Source organism: Mucilaginibacter sp. P4_G9, assembly GCF_056400985.1.
This window is the reverse complement of record NZ_JBFUKF010000180.1, coordinates 1-11,447: the sequence shown is the minus strand read 5'-3', so window position 1 is coordinate 11,447 and position 11,447 is coordinate 1. Positions and strand designations below refer to the sequence as shown.

Annotated in this window: 12 protein-coding genes; 1 reads left to right on the top strand and 11 read right to left on the bottom strand. The window is 40.9% G+C overall.

What is annotated here, in order from left to right; genetic code table 11:
- Positions 1 to 282 precede the first annotated feature (282 nt).
- From AC1DPZ_RS15735 to AC1DPZ_RS15690, 10 genes are all read right to left on the bottom strand, one after another.
- A complete protein-coding gene (locus AC1DPZ_RS15735; protein WP_477405029.1) occupies positions 283 to 705 on the bottom strand; it encodes a hypothetical protein in 423 nt (140 codons plus the stop codon).
- Positions 706 to 731: 26 nt separating this feature from the next.
- On the bottom strand, positions 732 to 1,799 hold the full coding sequence (locus AC1DPZ_RS15730) for a hypothetical protein (protein WP_477405027.1): 1,068 nt from the start codon (positions 1,797 to 1,799) through the stop codon (positions 732 to 734).
- A 334-nt stretch (positions 1,800 to 2,133) separates the two neighbouring features.
- Positions 2,134 to 2,661: a low affinity iron permease family protein gene (locus AC1DPZ_RS15725; protein WP_477405025.1), complete on the bottom strand. Its 528-nt coding sequence runs from the start codon at positions 2,659 to 2,661 to the stop codon at positions 2,134 to 2,136.
- Between the two features lie 72 nt (positions 2,662 to 2,733).
- Positions 2,734 to 2,892 (bottom strand): lmo0937 family membrane protein, encoded by a 159-nt coding sequence (locus AC1DPZ_RS15720; protein WP_477405023.1) that lies wholly within the window; start codon positions 2,890 to 2,892, stop codon positions 2,734 to 2,736.
- Positions 2,893 to 3,189: 297 nt separating this feature from the next.
- Positions 3,190 to 3,660 carry a hypothetical protein gene (locus AC1DPZ_RS15715; protein ID WP_477405021.1) on the bottom strand — a complete coding sequence of 157 codons (471 nt, stop codon included), beginning with the start codon at positions 3,658 to 3,660 and terminating at the stop codon, positions 3,190 to 3,192.
- Entirely contained in the window at positions 3,653 to 5,200 is a 1,548-nt protein-coding gene (locus AC1DPZ_RS15710) for an FAD-dependent oxidoreductase (RefSeq protein WP_477405019.1), read from the bottom strand. Before AC1DPZ_RS15710 ends, AC1DPZ_RS15715 begins: the two co-directional genes overlap by 8 nt.
- 231 nt (positions 5,201 to 5,431) lie before the next feature.
- On the bottom strand, positions 5,432 to 5,629 hold the full coding sequence (locus AC1DPZ_RS15705; RefSeq protein WP_477405017.1) for a KTSC domain-containing protein: 198 nt from the start codon (positions 5,627 to 5,629) through the stop codon (positions 5,432 to 5,434).
- Between the two features lie 20 nt (positions 5,630 to 5,649).
- Positions 5,650 to 6,126: a CinA family protein gene (locus tag AC1DPZ_RS15700; RefSeq protein ID WP_477405015.1), complete on the bottom strand. Its 477-nt coding sequence runs from the start codon at positions 6,124 to 6,126 to the stop codon at positions 5,650 to 5,652.
- Between the two features lie 234 nt (positions 6,127 to 6,360).
- The gene (locus AC1DPZ_RS15695) at positions 6,361 to 6,930 is read right to left on the bottom strand and encodes a hypothetical protein (protein WP_477405013.1); all 570 of its coding nucleotides are present in this window, start codon (positions 6,928 to 6,930) and stop codon (positions 6,361 to 6,363) included.
- 265 nt (positions 6,931 to 7,195) lie between these two features.
- Complete coding sequence (locus AC1DPZ_RS15690) at positions 7,196 to 8,236, bottom strand: methyltransferase (RefSeq protein ID WP_477405011.1); 1,041 nt, start codon at positions 8,234 to 8,236, stop codon at positions 7,196 to 7,198.
- A 280-nt stretch (positions 8,237 to 8,516) separates the two neighbouring features.
- On the opposite strand from AC1DPZ_RS15690, the gene AC1DPZ_RS15685 reads away from it, so the two are divergent.
- Positions 8,517 to 9,887 (top strand): glycosyltransferase family 39 protein, encoded by a 1,371-nt coding sequence (locus AC1DPZ_RS15685; RefSeq protein ID WP_477405009.1) that lies wholly within the window; start codon positions 8,517 to 8,519, stop codon positions 9,885 to 9,887.
- 686 nt (positions 9,888 to 10,573) lie between these two features.
- On the opposite strand, the gene AC1DPZ_RS15680 is transcribed toward AC1DPZ_RS15685, so the two are convergent.
- Positions 10,574 to 11,272: a formylglycine-generating enzyme family protein gene (locus tag AC1DPZ_RS15680; RefSeq protein WP_477405007.1), complete on the bottom strand. Its 699-nt coding sequence runs from the start codon at positions 11,270 to 11,272 to the stop codon at positions 10,574 to 10,576.
- Between the last annotated feature and the right edge of the window lie 175 nt (positions 11,273 to 11,447).

Genomic DNA, 11,447 nt, shown 5'->3' with positions numbered 1-11,447 from the left:
GTATTTCATACATCGCCGTTGTTGCCGGGCTATCAGTCTTAATAATACATGGTTCCTTTTTAGTCAATTTGGTGTTTTGATTAAGTATGATGGTTCCCGGAATTTTTTGGTTCCCCGGTTTTACAAAAATCTAAAATAAATCGCAGGTCATCAACCCGCAGGCAGCCTCATATGACTTTGCGCTAAGTAGGGGATGTTTAAACAAAAACATGAAAGCCTGCAGAAGTTAATCTACAGGCTTTTCTCATAAAATCTATAAGCAGATATGGCTTAGGTGTTATTTTAGTATGTGTACGCTAATTCGGTTACATTATCTTCATTACCAGAAGGCAATGTCTTTAATGTCCCGAGTGTAAACTCGTATTCAATATTGGTTCTTACGGTATCATTGTAGTTCAATTCGCACTTTTCTTTTGTGCCATTGTTAAAGGTAACCGTGTTTGACCAGCCTGTGCCGCCGCAGGTACGATCCCACCAGTTACTGAAGCTAAGGGTTGGTTTTATTACGGTGCCGTCTTTACCCTGGCTGCCATCTGTATATTTAGCATGCAGGTGACCATGAAAATGCCTGCAATTATCATGATCATTATCTACGTCAATAACAGTTTCAACCACAGCGATTTTATCGTTCGGGTCAACCTTTACATAGAAGCGGTAAAACATTAGCGGCCTATATCCGTCGTAACTGGAAGCAATCGATGCCACTATGTTAAACTTGAAAGGGTGCAATTTTATTTTGCAACCTCTTCTTCGGTGATTTTTGAAAGCTTGTTTACCCAATCGTTTGCAAAGCCTCTTGCTTCTTTAAGCTTCTCGGTCCTTTGTGGTTTGTCGTCAATATGCCATTGCCTAACCAGTTTATTGTCCAGGTTCTCTATGCTTTCCTTTGTGAAATTGGCCATCCATTCTACGCGTTCGTAATTTGCGCTGTGCAAATCCAACTGCGCAGGTGTAACACGGCAATCAAATAGTTTTACATCATCGTTGTTAACGTTTTTTGCAAAGTTGGCCAGGTGCATCCAACTGGTAAGTGTAACCTCGGTAAGGATTGCAAGGTTTGGCGTATTCTGTTCCCTGATTTTGGCAACAGCCTCGGCCATTTCCTTTATTGATGAGCCACCTGGTATATCGGTACCCATGGTATTCACCATAACAGACATGTTGTATTTGGCCTGTGATTTTTGCAGGTCGCTCTCAAAATTGCCTTTGGCATCTAAAAGTGAGTTGTATGATGCACTAACTGCCACGTCCATTTTAACCTTATCGGCCATGCTGGAGGCATCAATTTTTACCTCGCCGTAAAGCTCGGTAGTTAGCTGGTAGGCAGATATGTACACGGTACCATATTTTGCTATAAATTGCCTGGCGTCTTTTTTTAATAAGGTGATGGCATCGGCGGTTAACTTGGCATCGCTGTTAAGGTGCACATGCCCGTATGACTTGCGGAAAAACGCCACATAGCTCGACGACGTTTCTGATATGCTGATATTTTTAACATAACTCGCCGCTACTGAACCAGATGCCGCTCCGTACGAACCAGTAATTTCTGTAGAGGCACGCTGCAGTTCGTCGCGCTTGTATACGCTGGTACAGGCGGCAACTTTATACCGCGTTTCGGGGCTTGTTGGCTCTGATGGTTTAATGGAACTAAACTCAAGCGGTGAAGCTAATAGTCCCAGGTTTACTACCGTTTGTACCCCTCTGAAAGCTCCCGCACCTTTTTCAACAGAAAAATTCTTTCCTGTTGCAATAGCATACTGATGAATGTCATCCAGATTGCCGTTCTTCTCGTTTGTCATTTTTTGATGTGTTAAGTGTTTAAAATATTTTTTCCTAATTCGGGATATTGGTGATCCCTGATGAAGTAAAGGTAGCGGGAAGGCCATGGGCAGGTATGGTGGGTTATGGGGTATTTAGAAGGGTTTATTTACCCTTTATTTAAGGTAGTAAAAAGGGTAAAGAGCGCCGGTGCCGGGTGTAAATCAGCGTAGGTTAGGCTTTACGTTTTTGGCGGTGGCTGGCTGCGCGCTGCTTTGGGGAACACTTTTAGCTTAAAACAGCAACAAGCTCACGGGTGAGAAAACCCGAGGAGATGGTAAATTATTTTATGCAGTACAATATGGTTTTTAATAATTATAAGCCATCCATTTTATGGCCTGGAGAAGATTCACGGGTATTTCTTTCATTATTTTTCCTGGTTGCCTTCCTTATTTCCCTTTTCTTTTTTTCAAGGCTTTCTGCTTTATCAATGGAATGAGATTTGTGAATATCGCCGTCTTTTTCCGCAAGCTTGGATACTCTGGCATAAAAGACGCGCAGTTCATCCAGTTCATCTTCTGTTAGGTCCTCCACGTCTACCATCCGGTTACTGGTAAACCGGTTGGCAGCTATCAACTCGTTTAGTTTTAACTGGATTGCTTTTGATTCCTTGTTTTGCGATTTCTGGATCAGGAAGACCATTAAAAACGTAATGATAGTAGTACCTGTGTTGATCACCAGCTGCCAGGTTTCTGAATAACGAAAAACCGGACCGGTTGCTCCCCAAACCACGATTGTAAGCACGGCTAAAATAAATGCCGAAGAACTGCCGGTCCATCTGGTAACGGCATTGGCAAATTGTTCAAATATATTCTTCTTTGGCTCAGATGAGGTTGCTTCCATTGTATTCTGCTTATTTAATAAAACGCGGGCTGTTAACCCGCGTTAATACTTTTTAAATGACATATGTTCAGCTTAAATTGTTGAAGATGATCTTTGAATGATGCCAAGTAAAAGTGCAATTATTGCGATAACAAGCAAGGCATGAATTAAACCGGTTGCTGAATAAGCAAACACACTGATCGCCCATCCTATAATCAGGATAACTGCGATGATATACAATAATGATCTCATAGCTTTTATGGTTTGATGTACTTATAAGATTGTAAAAACCATGCCAATTTTTGCTTGAATTAAATTTGAACGAAACGAAATTATATAATAGGTAAATTAGAAGTCAACCAATGGCGTCATTGTATCGCATAGCGGGTTAAGCAAGCTGTTGTACCATTTGATAGAAAACCCTGTATAAATTGCTATACAACAAAGGATGGTTTTAAATAAGAAAGCAAAGGCGGGATGGGCAGAAAAAGACGCCATGAGGATGGCCGTTTATCCGGGATGTTTAAAAACGGTAGGTATAAGCACTCATTAATTGTGTGTGCTGTTACCCTTGCTTTCTATCTGTTTAATTAAACGATAGCTTATTGTTGCAAACAACGCAAAAATAACATGGGCGGGCACCAACTGGGTATAATATTTAGTATACCTGATCCACGGCGGAGCAGGATGTAATTTAAAAGTGAGCTTCCATACCCCAACGGCTAAAGCGCCACTAATACTGCCAAGCATTAAAGCATTCTTTAATGAGGGCTTTATCTTTTTCCGTTCCCATAGTTCGGTAAAAGCCGCCGCAAATATTAACCCAACCGCATAATGTGTAGCCCATCCCTGCGCCTGGTTCAGTTTTTTAGTGCCTGGTAGCAGGCGGTGTATAAGTGTGCCCAGATGCTCGGGCTCACTATAATTTTCCTTTTCAATAAGCGAAACCAGGTAGCTAAACAGCGTCATGAAGCTGGTACCGGCTACGCCCGAAATCGCTATTTTCTCCACCTTATTCATCCTTTTTAAATTTTTGTAAGTTTTTATCAGCAGGGCCGTTCAATACTTCGCCTTCTATATCATACCGGGCTCCGTGGCAGGGGCAGTCCCAGCTTTTTTCTTCCTGGTTCCAGTTTACTATACACCCGGCATGGGTACATACAGGGTTAAGGGCGTGAACGGTTCCGGCAGTATCCCGATAAACCCCTATTTTTTTACCATCCACTTCAATCACTTTACCGCTATCAGGGCGCAGGCGCTTTAAAGAGTCGGTTTCAGGTATATTAAATCTATCTGCTACCAAATGATAAGCTACATCTGCGTTTTCTTTTACAAATTCAGTAAAACCGGCAATTGGTTTAATCCGCGCCGGGCTAAAAACGGCCGTATACTTATTTTCTTTCCCCGATACCAGGTCGCTCAGTATTTTAGCAGCTACCGAACCCAGCATCATGCCGTTACCGTTGTAGCCGGTTGCACAATAAACACCGTCAGCAGCTTCGGGCATCTGGCCGATATACGGAAAACCATCCACCGGAACATAATACTGGGACGACCAGCTATATTTTACAGAAGAAACATTATAATGTTTACGAATATATTTTTCCAGGTCGGCAAAAGCTTTTTCAGGATCATCGTGTCCGGTTTTATGATCATTGCCACCGGCAATCAGTAGCGGTTCGCCATCAATGATATGTGTTCTGAAGTAATGGTAAGGCTCTTCCATATCGTAAATGAGCGCATTGGGATAGGTACCGCTTTTCAGTTTAACAGCCAATATATAACTGCGGTAAGGTGCACAACGAAAATTAAATGAGGTAATACCTGGCGGGATATGGGTTGAATAAATAACTTTTTTAGTTTTAATACGCAATAAACCAGCCGCCGCTATATGGATGCCATTATCGCTGCTCAGTTGATCGATCCTGGTGTTTTCCAAAATGGTTCCTCCCGCTTCCAGGAAAGATTTTTCCAGGCCCTGTAAATATTTTAGTGGATGAAACTGCGCCTGGCCATCAAATAATAATGCTTTTTGAAATGGGATGGGGGTGGGTACATTATCCGTGTATTGTACAGGCACACCTGCATTAATGGCACCTGCATATACATCGTCCAGTTGTTTAGCCTGGTCTTCATCTTCGGCATATAAATAACCAGCCCGGCTTTCATAATCACAATCAATACGGTACGTTTTTATATTTTGCTTAATAATCCCGAAACCTTCATTTACAGCCTCTGCAAATAAAATGGCGCCCTCTGCTCCAAACGCGTCTTCTGCTTCCTTGTATGTAGTGTCGGCAAAGGTATTGATATGCGCACTGGTGCCGCCGGTTGTACCAAAACCAATATTGCGGGCCTCTGCCAGCAATACCTTTTTACCCGCATTTTGCAATAATAATGCAGCCGATAATCCGGTAATGCCGCCTCCGGCTACCACGCAATCATAAATAGCAGCGGGATCAAATTTGGAGTGCGCCGCTGCTAATGGAGGCAAAGCTTCCTGCCAGGGACTTTCCCGAAGCCCATCTCTTGAATAGGATGTATATGCTTTTGTTTTCATGCTAAAAATTATACAATGGAGTAGCTATTCTGTTTTCTTTTTTAAAGCATGTAATGTTATTATTGGAAATTAACTTAATTAAAAAGATATTTTTTATGTGGTGAGACAGGCGAGCCTAACTCCGTAATAATTTAGAGCAAGTAGATAGAATAAATGTGTTGGAGCCTACCTGGCGGTAAAGGACTACAATATGAGTTATGGCAGGGATCAGCATATTAAACAGCTCATAATTTACCCGACCTTTTCAAATGGGTATTTGCCCTTTATATGGTGATTTAAATAAATTCCTTTAGCACCAGACGCTTTCATTTCCCTATAAATGGTTTCCGGAACGTGGCGATATTCATAAATTGCCCCAGATACATACGTTATTTTTAATGTTAACGAAGCAGCATCATAGCTTATAACCGAAATAACTGAAGATGGCATGGCTACAGTTTTTAATACGATCAGGATAGTTCATTAATGAGTAATTGCGCTACCTTGTCTATTGTTTGCAATACAATTTCTTCCGGCGATCCTTTATAAACGTCCCTGGTGGCCAGGTGTTTCCCTTTAATCCAAACGTGAATAAACATTGTGCCTACGGGTTTTTCAAGTGTTTCGCTGCCGCCGGGCATGGTTAGCCCGGTAACGGCTACCTGTATATCCGCCTTCATCAAATTTCCCAACCGTACGGCAAGTTCTTTGGTTATTTCTGCCGATTCCGGTGTGTATTTCTCTACCAGTTCTGCAGGCACTCCTAAAACATCCTGCTTGATACAGGCGTCGTAACAAACAATACCGCCCTTTAATATATCACCGCACTCCGGGATCAGAGAAAATTCAGCAGAAAGGCGTCCGGCAGTGGCGCTTTCTGCAAAGGCAATAGTAAGGTGTTGTTCTTTAAGTAACCGTTGGCAGTTAATAAGCAAATTTGATGGCATGGTATAAATAAATATTATTGCTTCAATAACAGTTATCCGGTACCAAAGTTTGAGCAGTTAATATCAGAGCGTTAGTGCTGGTACCCCTCTGTGTAATCGTCATTGGGCCGGAATGAATAAACGAGAGTAAATGTGGGTTTTAATTTTACAGCACCGAGATAACTATCGGGCTAAGCGGGAAGTACTTGCCGTAACAAAGAGATGGCAACTATTTAGTTATACAACCATTACTGTTCAGTTTTCGATAAGATCCTGACAAAACTCCCGCAGTTTAATGTCTCTTGTTTCATCTGCCGCAATTTGTTTTACCAATGGGAGGTACTTGCTTTTATGGTAACGTAAAAGCCCCGAAATACACTCAACATAAGTTAAAAAGAAATCTCCTCGTTCTTCCAGTTTTTGGAGCTGGATTTTTTCTGCTGATTTGCCCGGGCTGAATTTTAACAAACTCGCAGCCATCCAGGCAAGTTCGCCCGTGTAATTAATAATCCATGAGCCCAATTTGGAAACTAAGTTCTTTGGCGTGTCAAAGTCCTCGTCTTCCGGAAGTTCTCCTAATAATCCACTCGCGGCATACAAAAATTCGCATAACCAAACGTCACCTTTTTCGGCACGGCTAATTTGTAGCAGCAGTGGTTCAATAAACCTGGCGTTTTTCAGGAGGACCATTAAAGATGCAAAACTATTGAAGCTGTTTATTTTGTTTGGTTCGCTAATCAGGTCAATTATCTCTTGCTCAAACGTCTCTGAGTTATCAATCAAAATTTCGTAGAGGGTGGTTAGCTTGTCGTTTATATCCGGCATGGTTTGGGTTTGTAGGTGTGATTGGGCTAAGGTATTATATGAAGTATGATTATTGGGCTAATATAAAAACATCAAAGCGGACTTTTATAGTTGCAGGAGCGATTTGGGCTTGAGTGGACAATACTCGCGATCATCTTACACAAACGCAGCTTTGGGGAACCACGACGGCCTTGTACAACCGCAGGTTCCTCTCCGAGAGAACCCGCGGGGACTGTATAAGCCACAGGTCACGAATTGTGCCAAGGGTGGCAATGTTAACGCGGTTTTATTTGTATGCTATTGCCGCGCTTGATGGCCCTGCTAACGGAATGATTGAGGTTGATTTAAACCCGACAATATTTGCCCACCTGTTAAAGTCGGCAAATGTATAATCAAATCCTGTTCCTGTTTCAATAAGCATATTCAAGCTCATCATCATACCAAAAGCGTTTTGCTTTCTTTCATCATCTATTATGCCTTCGATAGCCACAAATGCCCCGCCCACGGGGAGTGCGTCATAAGCTTTTCTCATTAATGATATTTTATTTTCTTCGTCCCAATCATGCAGGATATTTCCCATTACAACAATGTCTGCATTGGGTATTGGCATAGTGAAGAAGTCGCCGCTTGCGGTTTTTACACGATCTGATAAGCCAAATTGCTGTATGGTAGCGTTTGCAATAGGCTCAATCGGTGGCAGGTCAAAACTTGTACAATGCATATGGGGGTTATGTTTTGCAACCATAAGTGAAAGCAACCCGGCCGAACCGCCTACATCAATCAGCGTTTTATATTTTGTAAAATCATATTTTTGAGCAAAGGCCATAAAATTACCCATTTGGATACCGGTCATTGCATTGGTAAATTCTTTTAATTTTTCGGGGTCCTTGTATATCAAACCGAAAAAATCTTCGCTTCTTTTTGCTTCGTTTTGTGGCAGCCCGGTAAGCAGCCCCTCGCCCAGGTTACCCCAAAACGTATATAAACGATTGTTCATCATTTCAAGGATCCCTCCAATATATGATGGCTTGTTTTTATCTAAAAATGTATCTGTGTCCACAGTATTTGAATAAATAGCGGTATCCAAAATACCTTCACGCTTTAAAAAACCAAACACGGTTAAAGCATCTAAAAAATCATAAACATTCCTGTCTGTACATTTAAGCCCCAACATGTCCTTTACATCTTTGGCCTTCATCGTTTTCTTTTCGGCAAGGGTGGTGAATAATTGAAAACTTACTGCAGTTAAAAGAATTTTTGAGGCCCAAAAGCCTGTGCCAATTTTCATAATGTTTTCGGGTGATGGCTGGTTAGTTTGTTGTTCCATTTTTTTATCTTATTAATTGTCGGTTTTAATAAATTGGTTTGCCTGCCAGGGAATGCTACCGGGAGGCAGGTAAAAATTGGGTTATCTAAAATACGGCGATTTAATTTGATATAAGAATAAAAGAGTATTTGATAAACGACCGAATCACCCCTCTATAGTTCCCCACTGATGCAAAAAGGCTAATAATTAATTATGGTTATTACTGGTGTCTTCCTGAACTTCAAAGCAACCTTTTGCCCTGCGGTTACGAATACAACTAAAGTCACCCATTAGTAAAAGAATGAGCCTAAAAACCGATCTGCATTTAAAGCTGAACGCTTTTGCCCAAAAGGGAAAGTGGAATAATACCCTGGTAAAAATTATTACTGCCCCATTGTTTTGGATTTTACTTGTCAGTGGTGTTGTGCGGGCAATTTATTATTCGGTTTTATTAACCACCCGTGCGGTTGATACAGCAACTTATATTAACTACCCCGCCAATATTTTAAAAGGCGAAACCGATGGTCTGCGTACGCCGGTGTACCCGTACTTTATCAAATTGGTGAAGCTGTTTGGTGAGCAAAATTTGATGGATCATGTGGTTGTTGCACAAATCATTATTTCATTTCTCGCAATCATTTTGTTTTATAATGTGGTGAAGATTTGTTTCAAGCAAAGCGGCGTAGTATTTTCTGCAACATTATTATATGGGGTACTACTACCCGTCATCAATTTTGATAAGATGGTGCTCACCGAATCGCTCTCCATCAGCTGTAGCCTGCTGGTTATCTATGTGGGGGTTAAATACCTGCAACGGCCGGGCAGTGGCAAGGCATGGGCGCTCACCTTGTTTGCTTTTGTTTGCATCATGTTGCGGCCATCATTTGTTTATTTATTGCCGTTGATTGTTGTGTTTTGGATTTCGAGGTTGCTTTTCTTCCGCAAAGACTGGAAAATGTGCCTTTCCGGGCTAACTGCCTCGGTAGTTGTTATATTGTTAATAATGGGTTATTCTCATCTAAACAAAAAGAATCACAATTTTAACGGTATTTCCGTGGTAAGTAATAATAACGAAATGGCGGTCATCGTCATCGCTAATATTTATCAATATGGTAACGACCCCGAAATTACCGCAGCAATAAAAGCTAATCTTGATCTGCAGCAAAAAAACACCGGGAAGCCCAGTAAGGGCGAGAATGTGATGCTGAAATTTGAACCCGATAGGATCCATCACTTCATCATGTCGTGTATTAAAAATCAGCCGGTTGCTTTTGCTTTGGCTATCGGTGGCAAACTAATCGATTTACAAACACTCAATATATTCACCAATTACGCCGATCATAAGCTCTGTTTTCTGGCCTTTCGGATGAATAATATCGAGTACATGTTATTTTGCGTGACGTTTAATATCCTCTATATTTTTATCGTGGTTACTTTGGTGATGATTATTACCGGATGGCTCAAAAAAAAACAAATACCCTGGTTTGGCCTGTTATTGTGGCTACTGATTTTTGCACAGGTAGCAGTAGCTATTATCGCTGGATATTCCGAATACCCCCGCCTAATTTTACCCGCTATGCCTGCCCTTATCATTCTTCTGTTTTCATACATCGATAAAATCAGCTTCGCAATAGATCGTAATAAATTAAAAAGTTACCCGGTAACCATCTAAATTTCTCTAATTAACGGCCGGGACTAAGGAGTCCCGGCCAGCTTACTTAACAGCTGTGAACGTAAGCGTTAAAGATTTTGGTCTTATAGCTTTAACCATTCACTTAGAAACAAAACGGGAACTCTTTTATGGCTGATTGGATTGCGCGACAGGTTTAGAAGAATAGGTGCCGCCGCCGCATAGGTTGACCTTTGAGAGGAGAAGAGTGCTCTCTTAAATTTACCTCATAACGGTTTTTCTATTCGTGTTATTTCTATCCCAGGTTATTAGCATCTGTTATTGGATGACATTTCCATACTTGTCGAGGTTTACATGACACTTAGGACAAGTAGTTCCCCCAAACAAGAATTGATTTCTGTTTCCAGGTATTCTTATTATTGGCTGTTTTTTATTACAGACCGGGCAATAAACTCTTTTTAAATTTATTCCAAATTTTGATTTTTTCTTACTTGCTATGATAAGCCAAATAGCAACATTAATAATAATGGCCCCGGTTAAAATAAAATTCATTTCGAATTGAGTTTGAGCATACACCGTCGCATAACCACGTAAAGATAGAACCCTTCAGACTTCCATCTAAAGACTTTCCAATAATCTTTTCCATGCTGTTCCCATGGATGGGTTAAAATGTGGCCTCAGATTACAAACTCCGAACTCTTTTATGGCTGATTTGTATTGTGCGGCGGTTACTCAATGATGGATTGTGCAATACGGAAACCCAAATCGTCAATTTTAAAACTTGTTGGATGACTTCGCCTGCGATTTGTTGACAAACAGCCCCTTTCTTCATCGCACCAGCCACCTCCTCGAAAAATGCGATAAGAGCCATAAACTGTTTCATCATACACGTCAGAACACCACTCCCAAACATTACCCAGCATGTCATATAATCCCCAGGGATTTGGTGTTTTCATTCCAACCTTATGCGTTGTTTGTCCCGAATTTTTTTTGTACCAGGCAATGTCATCAATCTCGCCGTACCTTATCCCATCTGTCCCGGCCTTACAGGCATATTCCCATTCCGCTTCAGAAGGAAGTCTATAGCCTTCAGTATTTAAATTATATACGATATTGCCCGATGGCTCTAAAATATAAAAAGGTTCAAGACCTGTTTTGATAGAAAGCTTATTACAAAACAATACGGCATCTTTCCATGAAACATTTTCAACAGGGTTCTCATCCCCATTAAATACACTGGGGTTTTCTTTTGCAATGTCATAATAAAGAGCCTGTGTTACAGTATATTTAGCTAATAAAAACGGTTGTATTTCTACTTTCCAGCTATGTTTTATACGATCATCTCTTAAGGTAATTTCCCCTAAGGGAATTCGCACCATTCCGCTAATTATTTTTTCAATATCTATAATGCCGTTAATGCTTTCCACTATAAGTTTACCAGTATTTCAATTAATTTTAAATGTAAAAAAAATAAACAAAAGCCTCCGGATTTTATGTGAAGGCTTTTTCAAATGATCTTTCCCATGCTGTTCCCATGGATGGGTTAAAATGTGGCCTCAGATTACAAAATCCGAACTCATTTATGATTGAGTTGCACAATGC

What these genes read in the sequence shown, in the direction of transcription:
- AC1DPZ_RS15730 (WP_477405027.1), bottom strand. Translation starts at nt 1,799, where the DNA reads ATGACAAACGAGAAGAACGGCAATCTGGATGACATTCATCAGTATGCT.
- AC1DPZ_RS15725 (WP_477405025.1), bottom strand. Translation starts at nt 2,661, where the DNA reads ATGGAAGCAACCTCATCTGAGCCAAAGAAGAATATATTTGAACAATTT.
- AC1DPZ_RS15720 (WP_477405023.1), bottom strand. Translation starts at nt 2,892, where the DNA reads ATGAGATCATTATTGTATATCATCGCAGTTATCCTGATTATAGGATGG.
- AC1DPZ_RS15715 (WP_477405021.1), bottom strand. Translation starts at nt 3,660, where the DNA reads ATGAATAAGGTGGAGAAAATAGCGATTTCGGGCGTAGCCGGTACCAGC.
- AC1DPZ_RS15710 (WP_477405019.1), bottom strand. Translation starts at nt 5,200, where the DNA reads ATGAAAACAAAAGCATATACATCCTATTCAAGAGATGGGCTTCGGGAA.
- AC1DPZ_RS15705 (WP_477405017.1), bottom strand. Translation starts at nt 5,629, where the DNA reads ATGCCATCTTCAGTTATTTCGGTTATAAGCTATGATGCTGCTTCGTTA.
- AC1DPZ_RS15700 (WP_477405015.1), bottom strand. Translation starts at nt 6,126, where the DNA reads ATGCCATCAAATTTGCTTATTAACTGCCAACGGTTACTTAAAGAACAA.
- AC1DPZ_RS15695 (WP_477405013.1), bottom strand. Translation starts at nt 6,930, where the DNA reads ATGCCGGATATAAACGACAAGCTAACCACCCTCTACGAAATTTTGATT.
- AC1DPZ_RS15690 (WP_477405011.1), bottom strand. Translation starts at nt 8,236, where the DNA reads ATGGAACAACAAACTAACCAGCCATCACCCGAAAACATTATGAAAATT.
- AC1DPZ_RS15685 (WP_477405009.1), top strand. Translation starts at nt 8,517, where the DNA reads ATGAGCCTAAAAACCGATCTGCATTTAAAGCTGAACGCTTTTGCCCAA.